Origin of the sequence: Pseudoxanthomonas putridarboris, from assembly GCF_038321125.1 — a bacterium.
In the GTDB taxonomy this organism is placed as follows: domain Bacteria; phylum Pseudomonadota; class Gammaproteobacteria; order Xanthomonadales; family Xanthomonadaceae; genus Pseudoxanthomonas_A; species Pseudoxanthomonas_A putridarboris.
The window spans coordinates 25,810-45,624 of sequence record NZ_JBBWWT010000001.1 but is presented as its reverse complement, the minus strand read 5'-3'; the positions used below and the strand labels follow the sequence as shown (position 1 = coordinate 45,624).

The window sequence follows — 19,815 nt, the reverse complement described above, 5'->3', positions numbered from 1 at the left end:
CAAGGCGGTTGATGATCCCTTTCCTCGAAATCCTGCTGGCCCTGCCGTTCGTGTTGGCGCTGGTGGTGGCGTTGGCGCGCGGCGTTTCGCGCGGTACGACGGCCTGGCTGGCGGCCTCGGCGCCGGTGCTGGGCCTGCTGTTGTTGGCCTGGCTGACGCCGGCGGTGCTGGCCGACCACATCGTGCGCGGCGAACACGCCTGGTTGCCGCAGATCGGCCTGGCCTTCTCGCTGCGGCTGGACGGGCTGGCCTGGATGTTCGCCGGCATGGTGCTGGCCATCGGCGCGCTGGTGGTGATGTACGCGCACTACTACCTCGGCCGCGACGACAGCGCGCCGCGCTTCTACGCCTACCTGCTGCTGTTCATGGGCGCCATGCTGGGCATGGTGCTGGCCGGCAACCTGTTGCTGCTGGTGGTGTTCTGGGAACTGACCAGCATCAGCTCGTTCCTGCTGATCGGGTTCTGGTCGCAGCGCAGCGACGCCCGCGAGGGCGCGCAGATGGCGCTGGTCATCACCGGCGGCGGCGGACTGGCGCTGCTGGCCGGCGTGCTGCTGATCGGCCGCATCGTCGGCAGCTACGAGATCGACGCGGTCTACGCGGCGGCCGACACGCTGCGCGCCAGCCCGTGGTACCCGGCCGTGCTGGCGCTGGTGCTGGCCGGCGTGTTCACCAAGAGCGCGCAGTTCCCGTTCCATTTCTGGCTGCCGCACGCGATGGCGGCGCCCACGCCGGTGTCGGCCTACCTGCATTCGGCGACGATGGTGAAGGCGGGCGTGTTCCTGCTGGCGCGCCTGCACCCGGCGCTGGCCGGCACCGACCTGTTCTTCTACGTGGTCAGCACGGTGGGCGCGCTGACGATGCTGATCGGCGCGTGGAACGCGATCTTCCAGCACGACCTGAAGGGAGTGCTGGCGTATTCCACCATTTCGCACCTGGGCCTGATCACGATGCTGTTCGGCCTGTCCAAGCCGATGGCGGTGGTGGCGGGGCTGTTCCACATCCTCAACCACGCCACTTTCAAGGCCTCGCTGTTCATGGCCGCCGGCATCATCGACCACGAGACCGGCACCCGCGACATGCGCCGGCTGGGCAACCTGCGACGGTCGATGCCCTTCACCAGCGCGCTGGCGATCATCGCCTCGCTGGCGATGGCGGGCATTCCGCTGCTCAACGGCTTCCTGTCCAAGGAGATGTTCTTCGCCGAGGCCTTGGAGATCGACGAGCGCGGCCCGATGCGCATCGCCATGATCGTCGCCGCGTTCCTGGCCGGCGTGTTCGGCGTGGCCTACAGCCTGCGCTTCGTCTACGAGACCTTCTTCGGCAAGGGGCCGCGCGCGCTGGACCGCGAGCCGCACGAGCCGCCGCGCTGGATGAAGATCCCGGTGGAGGTGCTGGTGGTGCTGTGCGTGGCGGTGGGCGTCGCGCCGGCCTGGACGGTGGCGCCGGCATTGCGCGCGGCGGCGACGTCCCTGCTGGGCGAGCGGATGCCGGAATACAGCCTGGCGGTATGGCACGGCGTCAACCTGCCGCTGTTGATGAGCCTGGGAGGCGTGGTGGGCGGCGTGGCGCTGTACTTCAGCCTGCGCCGGCTGTTCGACCTGCACGCGGTGGTGCGCCAGTCGCTGGGGCGCACGCTGTTCCGGTTCAACCTGGAGGCGATGTTCCGGCTGGCGTCGCGGTTCACCGATGCGCTGGCCAACGGCAGCCTGCAGCGCAGCGTGCGCTGGCTGGTGGGCGCGGCCATCGTGGCCGGCGCATGGCCGTTCCTGCGCGAAGTGGCGTTGCCCGAGCCGCGCCTGCACACCATGCCGGCGCTGGGCTGGCTGCTGTGGCTGTCGATGCTGGCGGCGACGGCGACGACGCTGGTGCTGTACCGGCAGCGGTTGCTGGCGGTGATCGTGATGGGCGTGATCGGCCTGATGGTGAGCCTGGCGTTCGCGTTCCTGTCGGCGCCGGACCTGGCGCTGACCCAGTTGCTGGTGGAGATGGTGACGCTGGCGCTGCTGCTGCTGGCGATGAACTACCTGCCGCCGACCTCGCCGCCGGAGCCGTCGCGCTGGCGGCAGTGGCGCGACGCGGGCATCGCGCTGGCGGCGGGCGCGGGCGTGGCCATGCTGGCCTACGCGATGATGACGCGCCCGGCCGACACCATCGCCGGCGAGCTGCTGGCGCGTTCGTTGCCGGAGGCCTACGGGCGCAACGTGGTCAACGTGATCCTGGTGGACTTCCGCGGCTTCGACACCTTCGGCGAGATCACCGTGTTCGGCATCGCGGCGCTGGTGGTGCATGCGCTGCTGCGGCGCGTGCGGATGGCGCCAGAGAAGCACATGCCCGGCGGCCCGATCGCGCTGCCGGTGCCGGCGGACCTGACCCAGATCCTGTTCCCGATGGCGCTTACCGTGTCCGTCTACCTGTTCCTGCGCGGCCATAACGCGCCGGGCGGCGGCTTCATCGCCGGCCTGGTGCTGGCGGTGCCCTTGCTGATGCAGTACGTGGTGCAGGGCGCGGCCTCGGTGGAATCGCGCTTCGGCTTCAACTACGTGGCCTGCATCGGCGCGGGCCTGCTGATCGCCGGGCTGACCGGCGTGGCGCCGATGCTGCTGGGCCTGCCGTTCCTGACCAGCGGGCATGCCGAACCGGTGCTGCCCTGGATCGGCGAAGTGCCGCTGGCCAGCGCCATCGGCTTCGACATCGGCGTGTACCTGGTGGTGTTCGGCGGCGCGATGCTGATCCTGTCGATGATGGGCACCATCGAGCCGGCCCGCCGGCGCGCCTCGCGCCGCGGCCGGATCGATCCGGTGAAACGTTCGCCACGCACCGCGGAGCTGCGCTGATGGAAATCGCACTGGCCAGCGCCATCGGCATCCTGACCGCCGCAGGCGTCTATCTGCTGCTGCGCGCGCGCAGCTTCGACGTGATCCTGGGCCTGACCCTGCTGTCCTACGCCACCAATCTGCTGATCTTCTCCGGCGGCCGGTTGTCGGTCGGCCGCGCACCGGTGCTGCGCGACGGCGTGCCGGCCACGCTGGAGCACTACATCGATCCGCTGCCGCAGGCGCTGGTGCTGACCGCCATCGTGATCGCCTTCGCGATGACGGCGGTGACGATCGTGGTGGCGATGCGCAGCCGCTCGGACAACCACAGCGACCACGTGGACGCCAAGCCCGAAGCCGCGCCGTCGCCGATCTCGCCGGACGGCGGCCTGCGCGATGGCGTGGAAGTGGAAGAGGAGGGCGGCGGATGACGCACCTGCCCGTCCTGCCGATCCTGGTCCCGCTGTTCGCCGGTGCGCTGGCGCTGTTGCTGGAACGCCGCGGCATACGCACGCAGCGCGCGATCGCGGCGCTGGGCACGGTCGCGCTGCTGGGCGTGGTCGGCCTGCTGCTGTACCGCGTCTCCGGCGGCGAGGTGGCGGTGTACCTGCTGGGCGACTGGCCGGCGCGGCTGGGCATCGCGGTGGTGGCCGACCGCCTGTCCGTGCTGATGCTGGTGGCCGGCAACCTGCTGGCGGTGGCCTGCCTGCTGTACGCCTGCGCCGGTTGGGACAAGCGCGCGCCGCACTTCCATGCGCTGTTCCAGTTCCAGCTGATGGGGTTGAACGGCGCCTTCCTGACCGGCGACGTATTCAACCTGTTCGTGTTCTTCGAGGTGATGCTGATCGCGTCGTACGGCCTGCTGCTCAGCGGCGGGCGCGACGAGCGCATGCGCGCCGGCCTGCACTACGTGGCGTTCAACATCGCCGCGTCCACGCTGTTCCTGATCGCGCTGGGATTGATCTACGGGTTGCTGGGCACGCTGAACATGGCCGAGCTGGCGCTGCGCATCGGCCAGCTGCCGCCGGACAGCGCGCGGCTGGTGCAGGCGGCCGGCGGGCTGCTGCTGGTGGTGTTCTGCGCCAAGGCCGCGCTGTTGCCGATGTACTTCTGGTTGCCGGACACCTACACGCGCGCGCCGGCGGCGGTGGCGGCGCTGTTCGCCATCATGACCAAGGTGGGCCTGTACGCGGTGCTGCGGGTAGGGACGTTGCTGTTCGGCGCGCAGGCGGGCGCACTGGCCGGGTTCGCCTGGGACGGCCTGCTGTACCTGGGCCTGGCCACGCTGCTGCTGGCGGCGTTCGGCGTGCTGGCGGCCGTGCGCCTGCGCACGCTGGTGGCCTATCTGATATTGGTGTCGGCGGCCACGCTGTTCATCGCTTTCTCGCTGGACAGCGAGAAGGCGATCGGCGCCGGCCTGTACTACCTGGTGCACAGCAGCCTGGTCGGCGCGGCGCTGTTCCTGATCGCCGACCTGGTGTGCCGCCGCCGCGGCGCCTCCGGCGACCGCATGGACCTGATCGCGCCGATGCCGGAGAAGACCGCGCTGGGCCTGCTGTTCCTGGTGGCGGCGGTATCGGTGGCGGGCCTGCCGCCGCTGTCCGGCTTCCTGGGCAAGGCGTCGCTGATGCAGGCGGTGCCGGAAGGACGCGTGGCGCTGGTCTGGAGCGTGCTGCTGCTCAGCAGCCTGATGGTGCTGGTCGGCCTGGCGCGCGCGGGCAGCCGCATCTTCTGGCGCGTCGACGACGTCTCGGAACTGGCGCCGGCGCCGATCCGCCGCATCGAGTACGGCGCGGTGACGGTACTGCTGGCGCTGGGGGTGGGCATGGCGGTGAAGGCGCAGCCGGTGATGGCGTACGCGCAGGCGGCGGCGCGGCAATTGATGGCGCCCGTGGATGCGATCGACCACATCCGCGGCACGGCGCCGCAGAAGCGGAGTCCGTCGCCATGAAGACCATGCCGAAGACGTTGTTCCCCTCGCCGGGATTCTCGCTGGTGGTGTTCGCGCTTTGGCTGCTGATGGTGGGCGGCGTGGCCGCGGGCGACCTGGCGATGGCGGCGGTGCTGGCGGTGGTGGTGCCGTTGTTCGGGGCGCGGCTGGACCGCGAATTCGCCCGCATCGGCACGTTGCGGCCGGTCCCGCGCATGCTGGCGGTGGTGGCGTGGGACATCGTGCGCTCCAACGTGGAGGTCGCGCGCCGCATCCTGGGGCCGGAGTCGGCGATCACGCCGGGCTTCATCTGGGTGCCGCTGGACATCCGCAACATCCACGGCATCGCCGCACTGACCAGCATGATCACGCTGACGCCGGGCACGGTGTCGGCCGCGCTGTCGGAAGACCGCCGCTACCTGCTGGTGCACTGCTTCAACCTGAAGGACGCGCAGGCGACGATCGACGAGATCAAGCGGCGTTACGAAGCCCCGTTGATGGAGGTATTCCCATGATCCAGTACGCGATCGCCGGTTCGATGATGGTGGTGGGCGCGTCCATGCTGATGGCGCTGTGGCGCGTCCTGCGCGGACCGACCGTGCCGGACCGGATCCTGGCGCTGGACACGTTGAACATCGCCGCCATCGCCGAACTGATGCTGTTCGGCATGTACCTGGACACGCCGGTCTACTTCGAAGCCGCGCTGATCATCGCCCTGCTGGGTTTCGTCAGCACGGTGGTGCTGAGCAAGTACGTGATCCGCCGGGACATCGTGGAATGAGCCTGTTCGTGGAAATCGTGCTGGTGGCGCTGCTGGCGACGGCCAGTTTCTTCATCTTCGTCGGTTCGCTGGGGCTGGTGAAGTTGAACGACTTCTTCAAGCGCCTGCACGGGCCCACCAAGGCCAGCACGCTGGGCGTGGGCTGCGTGCTGCTGGCGTCCATCGGCTACCACGCCTACACCGGCAACGACCCGCAGCCGCGCGAACTGCTGATCACCGTGTTCGTGTTCATCACCGCGCCGATCAGCGCGCACCTGATGGCCAAGGCCGCCTTGTCGCTGATGATGGAAGACCGGCCGGAACTGCCGCAGGCGCCCGGCGAGCCGGAAAAAGCCGATGCCGGCACGGACGCACGCGATGCGTGAACCGGGAGCGGCGGGCTGATGCGGACCGCGCTGGTCTTCGGCGGCACCGGCCAGATCGGCGCACCGCTGCTGCCGCGGCTGCACGGGGCGGGCTGGCAGGTGATCGCGGTGTCGCGGCGGCCCCAGCGCCCGCAGCCGGGCGTGCGGTGGTTGGCGGGCGGTTTTGAGCGATGCGACGACCTGCCGGCCCGCGTGGACGCCATTTTCAGTCTGGGTCCGCTGGACCGCTTCGCGGCGTGGTATGCGCATGGCGGGGTGGAAACGGCGCGCGTGGTGGCGTTCGGTTCGACCAGCGTGGAGACCAAGGTGGCGTCCGACGACGCCCATGAGCGCGATCTGGTGGCACGACTGCAGTCCGGCGAGACGTCGGTGTTCGCCACGGCCCGGCAACGCGGCGCCGCCGCCACGTTGCTGAGGCCCACGCTGGTCTATGGCGCGGGGCGGGACCAGACATTGACGCGCATCGCCGCGATCGCGGGCAGGCTGGGAGCCTTCGTGCTGCCGCGCGGCGCCACCGGCCTGCGCCAGCCGGTGCATGTCGAGGACCTGGCCGCCGCGGCGCTGGCGGTGGTGGATGTGCCCGCGACCCATGGCCGCGCCTATGCGTTGCCGGGCGGCGAGACGCTGGAATACCGCGAGATGGTGGCGCGCACGCTGGCGGCGCTGACGCCGCCTGCACGGTTGATCGAAGCGCCCGCGCCGTTGTTCCGGGGCGCGCTTGCGCTCGCGCGCCTGACCGGGCGCATGCAGGGACTGAGCGACGCGGCCATCGCGCGCATGCGGCAGGACCTGGCCTTCGATGCGACGCCCGCGGCCACCGATTTCGGCTACGCGCCGCGCGTGTTCGCGCCGGATGCGCGCGCACTGGGGCGCAAGGCGACGCCCCCCGATAACCCGTAAGAGCGCCCTAGGGCGCGATGCTTTTTGTGTCCCTCTCGCAAGCGCAAGAGCATCGCGCCCGAGGGCGCTCCTACGAGGCGGATCGGATCAGTACTTCCAGCCCATCTTGCGGTAGAACTTGCTCAGCACCCACACCGGCCCGATCAGCAGGTAGGTGATGTCGGTCAGGAAGCTGGGCTTGCGGCCTTCGATCTTGTGGCCGATGAACTGCGCGATCCAGGCGACGACGAACACGCCCAATGCCAGGAAGAACAGGTTCTGGATGCCCAGCGCCGCTTCCAGCCAGCGGGTCAGCCAGGCCATCGCGATGAAGATGGCCAGCATGCCCAGGCCCAGCGGGCGCGAGAGTTTGTAGTAGTACATCCATGCGGCGAACATCGCCAAGGCGGCCCAGACGCCGGACTTGACCCAGGTGCCGAACACCGGGATGCACCACAGCAGCGCGATCACCGTCCACAGGATGGCGGGCACCGCGAAGACATGGATCCGTTGGTTGGTGTCGTTGCGATGGTCGCCGGAATAACTGGCGAACCAGCGGTCCACCGGGCGTTGCGCGGTCGCGTTCATTCATCCCTCCCGAGGATGGCAATGCGGCAGGGTATGGAGCATACCCCAGCCCGGCCGGGCATGTTGGGCCGGCCGTCAGGCCTCCGCCAGTCCCCTGTCAGGAGCGTGGCGTAGGGTGCGCCCTGGCGCACCGCTTCGATCCGATCCGCAGACACGATAAAAGCCTGCGTGTTCGCCACCCACCCACGCGCGCTGCGGCGCGTTCAGCATGGTGCAGATGGAATGGGCCATCGGAGGAGCGGTGCGCCAGGGCGCACCCTACGCCGCTCCCAGGCCGTGGCTCAATCCACGACGATGCCGGCCAGCTTCTGCAGCGCTTCGGCGTACTTCGCGCGGGTGCGCTCGATCACTTCGGCCGGCAGCCGGGGGCCGGGTGCGGTCTTGTCCCAGTCCAGCGTTTCCAGGTAGTCGCGCACGAACTGCTTGTCGTAGCTCGGCGGGCTGGTGCCCACCTCGTACTCGTCGGCCGGCCAGTAGCGCGAGGAATCCGGCGTCAGCATCTCGTCCATGATGTAGAGGCGGCCGTCTTCATCCGTGCCGAACTCGAACTTGGTGTCGGCCAGCAGGATGCCGCGCTCGGCCGCGTACTCGGCGGCGTAGCGGTAGATGCGCAGGGTGGCGTCGCGCACGCGCTCGGCCAGTTCCGCGCCGACGGTCTTCACCATCGCGTCGAAGTCGATGTTCTCGTCGTGGTCGCCGACGGCGGCCTTGGTGGAGGGCGTGAAGATGGGTTCGGCCAGCTGCTCGGCCTGGCGCAGGCCATCGGGCAGTTCGATGCCGCTGACCTTGCCGGTGCGCTGGTAGTCCTTCCAGCCGCTGCCGATCAGGTAGCCGCGGGCGATGGCTTCCACCGGCACCGGCTTGAGCTTCTTCGTCACCACCGCGCGCTTGGCGTACAGCGCCGCGTCCACGCCGGCCGGCAGCACGCTGGCCACGTCGATGCCGGTCAGGTGATTGGGCAGCAGGTGCGCGGTCTTGGCGAACCAGAAGTTGGAGATCTGGCAGAGCATCTCGCCCTTGCCGGGAATCGGGTCGGGCAGCACCACGTCGAACGCGCTCAGGCGGTCGGTGGCCACCATCAACAGGTAATCGCCGGTGAAGGTCGATGACGGGTCGGCGCGCAGGCGGTCGCGGGGCAGGTCGAACACATCGCGGACCTTGCCGCGATGGCGCAGCGTCAGGCCGGGCAGATCGGATTGCAGCAACGTCGTGGGCACAAACACTCCTTGGGGAGTCCGGAAACCAACAAGGTGGATCAGGGTCCGCAGGGGCCCGGCGTGCACCGGCCGCCCTGTGCCCCGGGGCGGCCGTCCTCCCGCTGCTGCGGGGCCGGGTACCGGACCGGGCCGCGTAGTGTACGGCGCTTGGGGCCGCCGTGTGCCGTAAAATGCCCCCGATTGCCGGAGAAGGCGGGCCGAATGAAGCGTTGGTACGGGAAACTGCTGGGATTCGTGGCAGGCTGGCTGCTGATGCGCCACCCCTTGGGCGGTCTGGTCGGGCTGATCATCGGCCACGCCTTCGACGAGGACTGGTTCCGGCTGAGCCGCGACAACCCGTACCGGGTGTTCAACCTGACCAGCGACGCCACCGACGCGGAGATCGACCAGGCCTATCGCCGGCTGATCTCGCAGTACCACCCGGACAAGATGGCCGGCGCGGCGGAAGACCTGCGCCGCCAGGCCGAAAGGAAGGCCGGCGAGATCAATGCCGCCTACGACCGCATCAAGGTGCTGCGCAAGCGCCGATAGTCCTGCACGGATTGCTCTTGTGGGAGGGGCTTCAGCCCCGACGTTCCCACAGAGACTATGTCGGGGCTCAAGCCCCTCCTACATTGGAACCGCCATGTCGAACTGCATCATCGCCCCCTCCATCCTGTCCGCCGATTTCGCCCGCCTGGGCGAGGAAGTGGACAACGTGCTGAAGGCCGGCGCCGACTGGGTGCACTTCGACGTGATGGACAACCACTATGTGCCCAACCTGACCATCGGCCCGATGGTCTGCGCGGCATTGCGCAAGCACGGCGTCGCCGCGCCCATCGACGTGCACCTGATGGTGGAGCCGGTGGACCGCATCGTGCCGGACTTCGCCGAGGCCGGCGCCAGCATCATCAGCTTCCACCCGGAGGCGTCCCGGCACGTCCACCGCACCATCCAGTTGATCAAGTCGCACGGCTGCAAGGTCGGCCTGGTGCTCAACCCCGGCACCCCCGTCGACGTGCTGGACTGGGTGCTGGAAGAACTGGACCTGGTGTTGCTGATGTCGGTGAATCCGGGTTTCGGCGGCCAGGCGTTCATTCCGTCGGCGCTGGACAAGCTGCGCGCGGTGCGCACGAAGATCGACGCCACCGGCAAGGACATCCGGCTGGAGATCGACGGCGGCGTGAAGGCCGACAACATCGGCCAGATCGCGGCGGCGGGCGCGGACGCCTTCGTCGCCGGCTCGGCGATCTTCAATGCGCCGGACTACGCGGACGTGATCGGCCGCATGCGCCAGGCCGTGGCCGCCGCACGCGGCTGAGCACCGCATAGAGCGGAGCATGCACCGCCCTGCGGCCATGAAAAAGGGCGATGGCCTGTGCCACCGCCCCGGAAAACTGGAGGCTGATCCTGCCTCCGCCCATCGTCCCTGCTATGGCCTTCGACGCTACGCCCGCCAGATGACGGCGTGATGACAGGCCATGCGCTGTAGGAGCGACGTGAGTCGCGACCGCGGCCCCGGGGTCACCGTGAGGCCCCGGAAAGGCCAACGGCTTGCCCGCACCGCAGGAAAGCGGCAAAGAGGGTGGTCGGCGTGCGGTCGCGACTCACGTCGCTCCTACAGGGGGATGGATAAGCTAGGTGCGTCTTCGCGAGGAACCCCTATGACCGCACCCCGATGGCGCCTGATCCTCAACGGCAAGTGCGCGGGCGACGACGATCTGCGCGAAGCCGTCGGCAAACTGCGCGAGGCGGGCGTCGCGCTGGGCGTGCGGGTGACCTGGGAAAGCGGCGACGCCGAACGCCATGTGGACGAAGCCATCCGCGACGGCGTGGACACCATCGTCGCCGCCGGCGGCGACGGTACGCTGAGCGAGGTCGCCACCGAGCTGGCGCGCCGGGACGAGCCGGCCGAAACGCTGCCATCGCTGGGCCTGGTGCCGCTGGGCACGGCCAACGATTTCGCCAGCGCCGCCGGCATCCCCGAGGAACCGTTGCCCGCATTGCAGTTGATCCGCGACAGCGCCGCCGTGCCGCTGGACCTGCTGCGCATCGACGCCGACGACGGCACCCACTGGTGCGCCAACCTGGCCAGCGGCGGTTTCGGCACCGAGGTCACGGTGGAAACCGACGAAGGCCTGAAGAAGATGCTCGGCGGCCTGGCCTACCTGATCACCGGCATCGCCAAGCTGGGGCGCATCGAACCGCTGGCCGCGCGCGTGAGCGGGCCGGATTTCGCATGGGAAGGGGACTTCATCGCGCTGGGCATCGGCAACGGCCGCCAGGCCGGCGGCGGGCAGGCGCTGTGCCCGGACGCACGGATCGACGACGGCCTGCTCGACCTGACCATCGTCCCGGAGCTGTCCGGCGAGGTGGCGTCCACCATTGGCACGCTGGTCAAGGACGGCAAGCACGCCGCACTGGACCGCGTGGCCGTGCGCGCGCGGATGCCGTGGGTGGAACTGGTCTCGGACGAACCGCTGGCTCTCAATCTGGACGGAGAGCCCGTGCGGTCCCGGCGCTTCCGGGTGGAGTGCGTGCCGGCCCGCCTGCGCATGCACTTGCCGGCCGGTTGCCCCTTGCTCGCAACGGCGTAGCGCTCGCGAGTTCGGTCGAAAGGCTGCAGGAGGGGTTGACCAGCCATCCGGCTGTTGAAAACCAGCCCCGACCGCGATGCCTTAGCCACCGACGCGACGATGAAGGCGTCGAGGCGCGCCCACCCGGTGCGGCCGGCTTTCCGCTTGCGAGAAATCCGGCAGGCACCGAGGATCCTTGCAGGAGCGCCAAACGGGCGCGATGCTTTTCCGTCACCCCGCACAAAAGCATCGCGGGCATGGCCCGCTCCCGCAATGCGCCGCCTCGGCGATCCCTGTAGGAGCGCCCCATGGGCGCGATGCTTTTCCCGTCACCCCATACCAATAGCATCGCGGGCACTGCCCGCTCCTGCAAACCCTCGAGCCCTGCCTGCAACGGCGGCGGTCCGTAGTGGAATAAGGCGCGTTCTTCAGGTGGCGGAGCGGCCCATTGGTCGGGTAGAGTAGGCGCGTGTCCCATCCCGCGCTCCCGCTTTCCGAACTTTCCGCACGCCGTTGCTGGCGATGGTGGCCCGTCGCCGTCGTCCACACCGCCACCGCGCCCCGGAAGGAAAGCCCGCTTGATCCCGCACGCCCAGTTCCAGCAGTACGCTGCTGAAGGTTTCAACCGCATCCCGGTAGTCCGCGAAGTGCTGTCCGACCTGGACACGCCGCTGTCGGTCTACCTGAAACTCGCCGACGCCCCGCATACCTACCTGTTCGAATCGGTGGAAGGCGGCGAGCGCTTCGGCCGTTATTCCATCATCGGCCTGCCGGTGCGCCGCGTGGCCACCTTCCGCGGCCACACGCTGGAAATCCGCGACCACGGCGCACTGGTCGAATCGCGCGACGTGGAAGATCCCTTCGCCGAAGTCGAAGCGCTGCGCGTCGCGTATTCCGTGCCCAAGCTGGAAGGCCTGCCGGGCTTCACCGGCGGGCTGGTCGGCTGGTTCGGCTTCGAATGCATCGGCTACATCGAACCGCGACTGGCCGTTGGCGAGAAGCCCGACGAACTGGATACGCCCGACATCCTGCTGATGCAGTCCGAGGAAGTCGCGGTCTTCGACAACCTCAAGGGCCGCCTGTACCTGGTCGTGCATGCCGATCCACGCGAAGCAGGGGCATGGGAGAAGGCGCAGGCGCGGCTGGACGAACTGACCCGCAAGCTGCGCCAGCCCGGTTCCTACCCCACGCCGATCACCCGCGACGTGCTGGACGAGAGCCACTTCGTCTCCGGCTTCACCCACGACGGCTTCATCGCCGCGGTGGAGAAATCCAAGGAATACATCCGTGCCGGCGACATCTTCCAGGTGGTGCTGAGCCAGCGGTTGAGCGTGCCGTTCAACGCGCGCCCGGTGGACGTGTACCGGGCGCTGCGGGCGCTGAATCCGTCGCCGTACATGTACTTCCTCGACGTCGGCGACGTGCAGGTGGTCGGCTCCTCGCCGGAAATCCTCGTCCGTCTCGAACATACCGATAAAGGGGGGAATGAAGTCACCGTGCGTCCCATCGCCGGCACGCGGCCGCGCGGCAGGACGCACGACGAGGACCTCGCGCTGGAGGCCGAACTGCTGGCCGACCCCAAGGAGCGCGCCGAGCACCTGATGCTGATCGACCTGGGCCGCAACGACACCGGCCGCGTGTCGGAAGCCGGCACCGTGCGGGTCGGCGAGCAGTTCGTCATCGAACGCTACAGCCACGTCATGCACATCGTCAGCGAAGTGACCGGCAAGCTGCTGCCCGGCCTGAGCTACGCCGACGTGCTGCGCGCCACCTTCCCGGCCGGCACCGTCAGCGGCGCGCCGAAGATCCGCGCGCTGGAAGTGATCCGCGAGCTGGAGCCGATCAAGCGCAACGTCTACGCCGGCAGCATCGGCTACATCGGCTGGCACGGCGACGCCGACACCGCCATCGCCATCCGCACCGCCGTCATCAAGGACGGCCGCCTGCACGTGCAGGCCGGCGCCGGCATCGTCTACGACTCCGACCCCGAGAAGGAATGGGACGAGACGATGAACAAGGGCCGCGCGCTGTTCCGCGCGGTGGCGGAAGCGGCGAGGGGGCTGTGAGCATGATGCCGACGACCCGCGCCGCGTTTCCCGTCATCCGATGACCCTCACCCCAACCCTCTCCCGCAAGCGGAAGAGGGGGAGTAAAGCGCCATGCTTCTGATGTTGGACAACTACGACAGCTTCACCTACAACCTGGTGCAGTACCTGCAATCGCTGGGCGCCGAGGTGAAGGTGGTGCGCAACGATGCGATGACGGTGGACGAGATCGCCGCACTCGCGCCGGAGCGCATCGTCATCTCGCCCGGCCCGTGCACGCCGAACGAGGCCGGGGTGTCGCTGGAGATCATCGAGCGGCTGGGCGCCACCACGCCGATCCTGGGCGTGTGCCTGGGCCACCAGAGCATCGGCCAGGCCTACGGCGGCAAGGTCATCCGCGCCGGCCAGATCATGCACGGCAAGACCTCGCGCATCCGCCACGAAGGCCGGGGCGTGTTTACCGGCTTGCCGGATGCCTACGAGGCGACGCGCTACCATTCGCTGGTGGTCGAGCGCGGCAGCCTGCCCGCCGCGCTGGAGATCACCGCCTGGACCGAGAACGAGGATGGCAGTTTCGAGGAGATCATGGGCCTGCGCCATCGCGAGTTCTCGGTGGAGGGCGTGCAGTTCCATCCCGAATCCATCCTGACCGAACACGGCCATGCCCTGCTGAAGAATTTCCTGGAAAGGTAGTCCCCGGCAAGACATGCCTTGTAGGAGCGGGCCATGCCCGCGATGCGTTTCCTACGTGGCACCAAGAGCATCGCGGGCATGGCCCGCTCCTACAGGCGACCGAAGATGCCCCTCACCCCCCAAGAAGCCCTGCAGCGCACCATCGAGCACCGCGAGATCTTCCACGACGAGATGGTCGATCTGATGCGGCAGATCATGCGCGGCGACGTGTCGCCGACGATGACCTCGGCCATCCTGACCGGCCTGCGGGTGAAGAAGGAAACCGTGGGCGAGATCGCCGGTGCGGCCACCGTGATGCGCGAGTTCTCCCGCACCGTGGACGTGGCCGACCGCACGCATCTTGTCGATATCGTCGGCACCGGCGGCGACGGCTCGCACACGTTCAACATCTCCACCTGCTCGATGTTCGTCGCGGCCGCCGCGGGCGCGCGCATCGCCAAGCACGGCAACCGCAGCGTGTCGTCCAAGTCCGGCAGTGCCGACGTGCTGGAAGCGCTGGGCGCGGACATCGAACTGCAGCCGGAACAAGTGGCGCAGTCCATCGCGCAGGCCGGCATCGGCTTCATGTTCGCGCCGGTGCACCATCCGGCGATGAAGGTGGTGGCGCCGGTGCGCCGCGAGATGGGCGTGCGCACCATCTTCAACATCCTCGGCCCGCTGACCAACCCCGCCGGCGCGCCGAGCATCCTGATGGGCGTGTTCCATCCTGACCTGGTCGGCATCCAGGCGCGCGTGCTGCAGGAACTGGGTGCCGAGCGCGCGCTGGTGGTCTGGGGGCGCGACGGCATGGACGAACTGTCGCTGGGCGCCGGCACGCTGGTCGGCGAACTGCGCGACGGCGAAGTGCGCGAATACGAACTGCATCCGGAAGACTTCGGCATCGCCATGGCCGCCAGCCGCAACCTGCGCGTGGCCGACGCGGCCGAGTCGAAGACGATGCTGCTGGGCGTGCTGGACAACAGGCCCGGCCCGGCGCGCGAGATCGTGGTGCTGAACGCCGGCGCGGCGCTGTACGTGGCCGGGGTGGCGGACACCATCGAGGACGGCATCGCGCGTTCGCGCGACGCGATCGCCAGCGGCCGCGCACTGGAGCGGCTGCAGCGGTTCGTCGCCACCACGCAGGCACTGGGCCGGCAGGCCGGAGGAGCGTGACATGTCGGATCCCGGCTTCGCTTCACTGCCCGAGCCGCCGTACTACGCGGTGATCTTCTCTTCCCGGCGCAGCGACCGCGACGAGGCGGGCTATGGCGCGATGGCGCAGCGGATGGTCGAACTGGTTTCGCGGCAGCCCGGCTTCCTGGGTGCGGAATCCACGCGCGGCGCGGACGGCTTCGGCATCACCGTGGCCTACTTCGAGAGCGAGGAGGCCATCCGCCAATGGCGGCAGAACGCCGAGCACACGGCGGCCCGGGAGCAGGGCCGGCGCGACTGGTACGACCATTTCGAACTGCGCGTGGCCAAGGTCGAGCGCGCCTATGGCTGGGATCGCGCTGAGCCATTGTAGGAGGGGCTTCAGCCCGCTCCGCGATAGCCTTCGGCCGGCATGACCATGAGCGCACCGCAGCGCGCCCGCTTGGGGAACGGCTGGATATGGACTTGTCCCTGTAGGAATCCGGTCGGGGCTGAAGCCCCTCCTACATAAGGCAGCATGGATGCGACAATACCGTTCCCCGCGCGCCTGCGAGGGAACGAATCAAGGGCTTCAATGAGCGACATCCTCACCACCATCCTCGCCCGCAAGGCGGACGAGATCGCCGAACGCAGCGCCCGCGTGCCGCTGGCGGACCTGCGCGCGCGCGCCGAAGATGCGCCGCCGACGCGCGGTTTCGCCGATGCGCTGAACGCGACGATCGCGCAGGGCGAGCCGGCGGTGATCGCCGAAGTGAAGAAGGCCAGTCCATCGAAGGGCGTGATCCGTCCCGACTTCCGTCCGGCCGACATCGCCGTCAGTTACGAGTTCGGTGGCGCGGCCTGCCTGTCGGTGCTGACCGACGTGGATTTCTTCCAGGGCGCGGACGATTACCTGAAGCAGGCCCGCGAAGCCTGCACGCTGCCGGTGCTGCGCAAGGACTTCACCATCGATCCGTACCAAGTGTACGAAGCGCGCGTGCTGGGCGCGGACTGCATCCTGCTGATCGTGGCCGCGCTGGACGATGCGCAGCTGGTCGAACTGTCCGGACTGGCGATGCAACTGGACATGGACGTGCTGGTGGAAGTGCACGACATCGACGAACTCGAACGCGCATTGCAGGTGCCGGTGCCGCTGGTCGGCATCAACAACCGCAACCTGCGCACGTTCGAGGTGTCTTTGGAGACCACGCTGGCGATGAAGGACGCCGTGCCCAGGGATCGCCTGCTGGTCACCGAAAGCGGCATCCTGGCGTCCGGGGACGTGGCGACGATGCGCGCGGCGGGCGTGAATGCGTTCCTGGTGGGCGAAACCTTCATGCGCGCCGAAGAACCGGGCGAGGCCCTGCGTCAGTTATTCTTCGCCGCATGAGTGAATCCGCTTACCCGACCCCGCGCGCGGAAGCCCCGCTGGTGGTGTTCGATTTCGACCACACCCTGTACGACGGCGATTCCGGCGGCCACCTGGTCAAGTGGCTGATCCAGCGCAATCCGCTGCGCATCCTGGCGGCCTTGGCCGCGTCGGTGGTGCTGGGGCCGATGGTGGCCTACCTGCCCACGCGCCGGCGCGGCATTTCCGGCTACATCTGGATCGGCACGTTCGGCCTGCACGGGCGGCGCGGTTTCGATGCGCTGATCGACCAGTACGTGGCCACGCACCGCGAGGAAGTCCAGCAGCGGCTGCTGCCGCAGGCGCTGGAGGTGTTCCGCGAGCACCGTGCGAACGGCGACCGCGTCGTGGTCGCCACCGGCGCGCCGCCGGAACTGGCGCGCGCCATCCTCAGCTTCGTCGCCCACGAGGACGTGCCGGTGATCGGCACCGCCGTGGGACCGCGTTTCGGCGCGGTGGTGGCCACCCGCCACTGCCACAACGAAGAGAAGATGCGCATGCTGCGTGAGCGCGGCTACGGTGATGTGGCGGTGGCCTATTCCGACAGCAGCGCCGACCTGCCGCTGCTGAAGGCCGCGCATGCGCCGGTGGTGGTCAATCCCAAGCCCGCGCGCGTGGCCATGTTCCGCCGCGTGCTTCCGCCCGGCACGCCGATCCTCAACTGGGGTTGCAAGGAACGCGGCGGCGCTTCCGTCGGGTAGGATGCGCCCCGGCGCACCATTGGAATACTTCAGGTGATGCGGCGGATGTGGCGTATGACGAATCCAATTCGCCATACACCATCGCGAATATAGGCATGGCAATGATGGGCTAGGGTCCACGCTGCGCGATTCAAGGTCGCTCGGGCGCGTTCCAGTCCTTGACCAGGTCGGCGAATTCGCTCTCGGCCATGGCCTCCTCACGCCGGGCCGCACACTGATGCATGGCGAAACAGGGCGTCACATCGGCGCTGCCACCAGTCCCGGCCCCGTTCATACCGTCAATGCCGATCCCTGGCCCTGCTGCGTCTCGCGGGCCATCCGCTGCTCCTGCTCCCTTGTACATCTTCGCCGTGACCCGTTGCTCGACACCCAGCAGTTGCAGGCTGGACTGGGCGAAGATCCGAGCAGCGAACGGGAAGGCGAAGCGTGCATGGCGGGCCGCAGGGACCCGCCGCGACTCGATCCGGTCAGCGGGTGCCGTACAGCACGACGGTCTTGCCGCGTGCGTGGAGGGCGCCGTCGGCCTGCAGCTTCTTCAGCACGCGGCCGGCCATTTCGCGGGAGCAGCCGACCAGGCGCGCCAGTTCCTGCCGGGAGACGCGCAGCTGGGTGCCCTGGGGATGGCTCATGGCTTCCGGCTCGCGGGCCAGGTCGTGCAGGGTGCGGACGATGCGGTCGGTGACGTCCAGGAAGGCCAGGCGGCTGGCTTTCCTGCTGGTATCCAGCAGGCGCCGCGAGAGCTGCGCGCCGATGGCGTACAGCAGCTTGGGCGCATCGGCCGACAGGCTGCCGGCGAACAGCTGGTGGAGGCGCTCGTAGCTGATTTCGGCCAGCTCGCACTGGGTGCGGGTGCGCAGGATGACCTCGCGGCGGTCGGACTCGATGAACAGGCCCATCTCGCCGACGAACTCGCCGTTGCCGAAATAGCCCAGCACCAGCTCGCGCTCGTCGTCTTCCTCGGTGATGATGCTGACCGAGCCACTGACCACGTAATAGAGGGTCCCGGCCGGGTCGCCGGGGCGGAACACGTCCGCGCGCGCGGGGTAGCGCCGCCGGTGGCTATGGGCCAGGAAGCGCTCAATGGTGGCGTTATCCGGCGTCAGCGGACTGGCGGCGGGGCGAGCGGGGGCTGAAAGGGGGATGCCTAGGCTCATGGTGGTCGCAGCGTCGAATTCGGGAAGCTTAGTCTGAATACGTAGCCGACGGCAAACGCAGGCCATGCAAGCGGCGGGCCAGCGCCGCGGCGGCCGGCCGACGGCCGGCGAACGGACATTCCGCTGTCACCCGGTATGCCGCATAATTCCGGCCCCCATCCGCTTCCCCCAGAGGGACCACCGCCGTGGTAAAACCACTGCCGCGCCTCAGGCTGCAAGGCTTCAACAACCTCACCAAGGCGCTGAGCTTCAACATCTACGACGTGTGCTACGCCGTCTCCGAGGACGAGCGCCAGCGCTACATCGAGTACATCGATGAGGAATACAACGCCGACCGCCTGACCCAGATCCTGACGGATGTGGCGGAGATCATCGGTGCCAACATCCTCAACGTGGCCCGCCAGGACTACGACCCGCAGGGCGCGTCGGTGACCATCCTCATTTCCGAAGAGCCGGTGATCGACAAGAAGCAGGCCGGCAAGGAGATCATCTCCGACGCCGTGGTGGCGCACATGGATAAGAGCCACATCACCGTCCATACCTACCCGGAAACCCACCCGCAGCACGGCATCGCGACGTTCCGCGCGGACATCGACGTGGCCACCTGCGGCGTGATCTCGCCGCTGAAGGCGCTGAACTACCTGATCGAAAGCCTGGAATCCGACATCGTCATCATGGATTACCGGGTGCGCGGCTTCACCCGCGACGTGAAGGGCAAGAAGCACTACATCGACCACAAGATCAACTCGATCCAGAACTTCCTGGCCAACAACATCAAGTCGCGCTACGAGATGTTCGACGTCAACGTCTACCAGGAGAACATCTTCCACACGAAGATGCACCTGAAGGACTTCGACCTGGACCAGTACCTGTTCGAGGAAAAGGCCAAGAACCTGTCGTTCAAGGAACGCATGAAGATCGAGGCGCTGCTCAAGCGCGAGATCGAAGAGCTGTTCCACGGCCGCAACCTGTCCGAATGACGGCCGCCGCCCGGCCGGGTTACACCCGGTTCGGGCGCGGGGATGCAGGCTGGCGACACGATCCAGGCGGGACGACCCGCCAGCGGCGGGAGCCGCGCACTCAGGCCGACGGCGGCCCGGAACGCGAGTTCCGGGCCGTTCCGCGTCATGGCCCGGGCAGAATCCAAGGAGACGACGATGGCGTGGGTATATCTGGTAGTGGCGGGCGTGCTGGAAGTGGTCTGGGCGGTGGGGCTGAAGTACTCGGAAGGCTTCACCCGGCTGGTGCCCAGCGCGATCACGGCCGTGGCGCTGGTGGCCAGCTTCTGGCTGCTGGCGGTTTCGCTGAAGCACATCCCGCTGGGCACGGGCTATGCCGTGTGGGTGGGCATCGGCGCCGTGGGGACGGCCTTCGTGGGCATGTGGCTGTTCAAGGAACCCGCGACCGCGGCGCGGCTGGTGTGCATCGGCCTGATCGTGGCGGGGATCGCAGGGTTGAAACTGACGTCGAACACGTAGGGTGCGCCCCGGCGCACCACCCTGATCTTCGGGCAAGGCGGTGGCTTGGCGAAGCGACTTCGCTGCGTGCCATCGCGGGTGTGGGCATGGCGATG

General features: G+C 68.4%; 21 protein-coding genes. 18 read left to right on the top strand and 3 right to left on the bottom strand.

Annotated features, from left to right (window positions below; genetic code table 11):
- Positions 1 to 11: 11 nt before the first annotated feature.
- Genes AAD027_RS00210 through AAD027_RS00180 form a run of 7 tightly spaced genes read left to right on the top strand, consistent with a single transcriptional unit; the run spans position 12 to position 6,792 of the window.
- Complete coding sequence (locus AAD027_RS00210) at positions 12 to 2,837, top strand: monovalent cation/H+ antiporter subunit A (RefSeq protein WP_341724001.1); 2,826 nt, start codon at positions 12 to 14, stop codon at positions 2,835 to 2,837.
- Positions 2,837 to 3,247 carry a Na+/H+ antiporter subunit C gene (locus tag AAD027_RS00205; protein WP_341724000.1) on the top strand — a complete coding sequence of 137 codons (411 nt, stop codon included), beginning with the start codon at positions 2,837 to 2,839 and terminating at the stop codon, positions 3,245 to 3,247. Before AAD027_RS00210 ends, AAD027_RS00205 begins: the two co-directional genes overlap by 1 nt.
- Positions 3,244 to 4,767, top strand: a complete 1,524-nt coding sequence (locus tag AAD027_RS00200; protein WP_341723999.1) for a monovalent cation/H+ antiporter subunit D — start codon at positions 3,244 to 3,246, stop codon at positions 4,765 to 4,767. The genes AAD027_RS00205 and AAD027_RS00200 overlap by 4 nt, the downstream gene beginning before the upstream one ends.
- Entirely contained in the window at positions 4,764 to 5,261 is a 498-nt protein-coding gene (locus AAD027_RS00195) for a Na+/H+ antiporter subunit E (protein ID WP_341723998.1), read from the top strand. The genes AAD027_RS00200 and AAD027_RS00195 overlap by 4 nt, the downstream gene beginning before the upstream one ends.
- Positions 5,258 to 5,527: a K+/H+ antiporter subunit F gene (locus AAD027_RS00190; protein ID WP_341723997.1), complete on the top strand. Its 270-nt coding sequence runs from the start codon at positions 5,258 to 5,260 to the stop codon at positions 5,525 to 5,527. Before AAD027_RS00195 ends, AAD027_RS00190 begins: the two co-directional genes overlap by 4 nt.
- On the top strand, positions 5,524 to 5,892 hold the full coding sequence (locus AAD027_RS00185; protein ID WP_425605359.1) for a Na+/H+ antiporter subunit G: 369 nt from the start codon (positions 5,524 to 5,526) through the stop codon (positions 5,890 to 5,892). Before AAD027_RS00190 ends, AAD027_RS00185 begins: the two co-directional genes overlap by 4 nt.
- Positions 5,893 to 5,910: 18 nt before the next feature.
- Positions 5,911 to 6,792 carry an NAD-dependent epimerase/dehydratase family protein gene (locus AAD027_RS00180; protein WP_341723996.1) on the top strand — a complete coding sequence of 294 codons (882 nt, stop codon included), beginning with the start codon at positions 5,911 to 5,913 and terminating at the stop codon, positions 6,790 to 6,792.
- An 87-nt stretch (positions 6,793 to 6,879) separates the two neighbouring features.
- On the opposite strand, the gene AAD027_RS00175 is transcribed toward AAD027_RS00180, so the two are convergent.
- Positions 6,880 to 7,359 (bottom strand): Mpo1 family 2-hydroxy fatty acid dioxygenase, encoded by a 480-nt coding sequence (locus AAD027_RS00175; protein WP_341723995.1) that lies wholly within the window; start codon positions 7,357 to 7,359, stop codon positions 6,880 to 6,882.
- A gap of 281 nt (positions 7,360 to 7,640) precedes the next feature.
- A complete protein-coding gene (locus tag AAD027_RS00170) occupies positions 7,641 to 8,576 on the bottom strand; it encodes a phosphoribosylaminoimidazolesuccinocarboxamide synthase (RefSeq protein ID WP_341723994.1) in 936 nt (311 codons plus the stop codon).
- A 201-nt stretch (positions 8,577 to 8,777) separates the two neighbouring features.
- Here AAD027_RS00170 and AAD027_RS00165 point away from each other — a divergent pair, with 201 nt between their 5' ends.
- The 9 genes from AAD027_RS00165 to AAD027_RS00125 all read left to right on the top strand — a co-directional run bounded on the left by AAD027_RS00165 (position 8,778) and on the right by AAD027_RS00125 (position 17,088).
- On the top strand, positions 8,778 to 9,107 hold the full coding sequence (locus AAD027_RS00165; protein ID WP_341723993.1) for a J domain-containing protein: 330 nt from the start codon (positions 8,778 to 8,780) through the stop codon (positions 9,105 to 9,107).
- 94 nt (positions 9,108 to 9,201) lie between these two features.
- On the top strand, positions 9,202 to 9,876 hold the full coding sequence (rpe, locus tag AAD027_RS00160; RefSeq protein ID WP_341723992.1) for a ribulose-phosphate 3-epimerase: 675 nt from the start codon (positions 9,202 to 9,204) through the stop codon (positions 9,874 to 9,876).
- A gap of 343 nt (positions 9,877 to 10,219) precedes the next feature.
- Complete coding sequence (gene yegS, locus AAD027_RS00155) at positions 10,220 to 11,152, top strand: lipid kinase YegS (protein WP_341723991.1); 933 nt, start codon at positions 10,220 to 10,222, stop codon at positions 11,150 to 11,152.
- A gap of 557 nt (positions 11,153 to 11,709) precedes the next feature.
- Positions 11,710 to 13,197 (top strand): anthranilate synthase component I, encoded by a 1,488-nt coding sequence (trpE, locus tag AAD027_RS00150; protein ID WP_341723990.1) that lies wholly within the window; start codon positions 11,710 to 11,712, stop codon positions 13,195 to 13,197.
- Positions 13,198 to 13,290: 93 nt separating this feature from the next.
- Positions 13,291 to 13,869 carry an anthranilate synthase component II gene (locus tag AAD027_RS00145; protein ID WP_341723989.1) on the top strand — a complete coding sequence of 193 codons (579 nt, stop codon included), beginning with the start codon at positions 13,291 to 13,293 and terminating at the stop codon, positions 13,867 to 13,869.
- 105 nt (positions 13,870 to 13,974) lie between these two features.
- Positions 13,975 to 15,021 (top strand): anthranilate phosphoribosyltransferase, encoded by a 1,047-nt coding sequence (gene trpD, locus AAD027_RS00140; RefSeq protein WP_341723988.1) that lies wholly within the window; start codon positions 13,975 to 13,977, stop codon positions 15,019 to 15,021.
- A 1-nt stretch (position 15,022) separates the two neighbouring features.
- A complete protein-coding gene (locus AAD027_RS00135) occupies positions 15,023 to 15,373 on the top strand; it encodes an antibiotic biosynthesis monooxygenase family protein (protein WP_341723987.1) in 351 nt (116 codons plus the stop codon).
- Between the two features lie 201 nt (positions 15,374 to 15,574).
- A complete protein-coding gene (trpC, locus tag AAD027_RS00130) occupies positions 15,575 to 16,369 on the top strand; it encodes an indole-3-glycerol phosphate synthase TrpC (protein ID WP_341723986.1) in 795 nt (264 codons plus the stop codon).
- Positions 16,366 to 17,088: an HAD-IB family phosphatase gene (locus AAD027_RS00125; RefSeq protein ID WP_341723985.1), complete on the top strand. Its 723-nt coding sequence runs from the start codon at positions 16,366 to 16,368 to the stop codon at positions 17,086 to 17,088. Before trpC ends, AAD027_RS00125 begins: the two co-directional genes overlap by 4 nt.
- 467 nt (positions 17,089 to 17,555) lie before the next feature.
- Here the strand turns inward: AAD027_RS00125 and crp are convergent, their stop codons facing one another.
- Positions 17,556 to 18,242, bottom strand: coding sequence for a cAMP-activated global transcriptional regulator CRP (gene crp / locus AAD027_RS00120; protein WP_341723984.1), 687 nt, complete (start codon positions 18,240 to 18,242; stop codon positions 17,556 to 17,558).
- Positions 18,243 to 18,427: 185 nt separating this feature from the next.
- Between crp and speD the strand changes: the two genes are divergently transcribed.
- Entirely contained in the window at positions 18,428 to 19,222 is a 795-nt protein-coding gene (gene speD / locus AAD027_RS00115) for an adenosylmethionine decarboxylase (protein ID WP_141455567.1), read from the top strand.
- 177 nt (positions 19,223 to 19,399) lie between these two features.
- Positions 19,400 to 19,720, top strand: a complete 321-nt coding sequence (gene sugE, locus AAD027_RS00110) for a quaternary ammonium compound efflux SMR transporter SugE (protein ID WP_341723983.1) — start codon at positions 19,400 to 19,402, stop codon at positions 19,718 to 19,720.
- Positions 19,721 to 19,815 lie beyond the last annotated feature (95 nt).

What these genes read in the sequence shown, in the direction of transcription:
- AAD027_RS00210 (WP_341724001.1), top strand. Translation starts at nt 12, where the DNA reads ATGATCCCTTTCCTCGAAATCCTGCTGGCCCTGCCGTTCGTGTTGGCG.
- AAD027_RS00205 (WP_341724000.1), top strand. Translation starts at nt 2,837, where the DNA reads ATGGAAATCGCACTGGCCAGCGCCATCGGCATCCTGACCGCCGCAGGC.
- AAD027_RS00200 (WP_341723999.1), top strand. Translation starts at nt 3,244, where the DNA reads ATGACGCACCTGCCCGTCCTGCCGATCCTGGTCCCGCTGTTCGCCGGT.
- AAD027_RS00195 (WP_341723998.1), top strand. Translation starts at nt 4,764, where the DNA reads ATGAAGACCATGCCGAAGACGTTGTTCCCCTCGCCGGGATTCTCGCTG.
- AAD027_RS00190 (WP_341723997.1), top strand. Translation starts at nt 5,258, where the DNA reads ATGATCCAGTACGCGATCGCCGGTTCGATGATGGTGGTGGGCGCGTCC.
- AAD027_RS00185 (WP_425605359.1), top strand. Translation starts at nt 5,524, where the DNA reads ATGAGCCTGTTCGTGGAAATCGTGCTGGTGGCGCTGCTGGCGACGGCC.
- AAD027_RS00180 (WP_341723996.1), top strand. Translation starts at nt 5,911, where the DNA reads ATGCGGACCGCGCTGGTCTTCGGCGGCACCGGCCAGATCGGCGCACCG.
- AAD027_RS00175 (WP_341723995.1), bottom strand. Translation starts at nt 7,359, where the DNA reads ATGAACGCGACCGCGCAACGCCCGGTGGACCGCTGGTTCGCCAGTTAT.
- AAD027_RS00165 (WP_341723993.1), top strand. Translation starts at nt 8,778, where the DNA reads ATGAAGCGTTGGTACGGGAAACTGCTGGGATTCGTGGCAGGCTGGCTG.
- rpe (WP_341723992.1), top strand. Translation starts at nt 9,202, where the DNA reads ATGTCGAACTGCATCATCGCCCCCTCCATCCTGTCCGCCGATTTCGCC.
- yegS (WP_341723991.1), top strand. Translation starts at nt 10,220, where the DNA reads ATGACCGCACCCCGATGGCGCCTGATCCTCAACGGCAAGTGCGCGGGC.
- AAD027_RS00145 (WP_341723989.1), top strand. Translation starts at nt 13,291, where the DNA reads ATGCTTCTGATGTTGGACAACTACGACAGCTTCACCTACAACCTGGTG.
- trpD (WP_341723988.1), top strand. Translation starts at nt 13,975, where the DNA reads ATGCCCCTCACCCCCCAAGAAGCCCTGCAGCGCACCATCGAGCACCGC.
- AAD027_RS00135 (WP_341723987.1), top strand. Translation starts at nt 15,023, where the DNA reads ATGTCGGATCCCGGCTTCGCTTCACTGCCCGAGCCGCCGTACTACGCG.
- trpC (WP_341723986.1), top strand. Translation starts at nt 15,575, where the DNA reads ATGAGCGACATCCTCACCACCATCCTCGCCCGCAAGGCGGACGAGATC.
- AAD027_RS00125 (WP_341723985.1), top strand. Translation starts at nt 16,366, where the DNA reads ATGAGTGAATCCGCTTACCCGACCCCGCGCGCGGAAGCCCCGCTGGTG.
- crp (WP_341723984.1), bottom strand. Translation starts at nt 18,242, where the DNA reads ATGAGCCTAGGCATCCCCCTTTCAGCCCCCGCTCGCCCCGCCGCCAGT.
- sugE (WP_341723983.1), top strand. Translation starts at nt 19,400, where the DNA reads ATGGCGTGGGTATATCTGGTAGTGGCGGGCGTGCTGGAAGTGGTCTGG.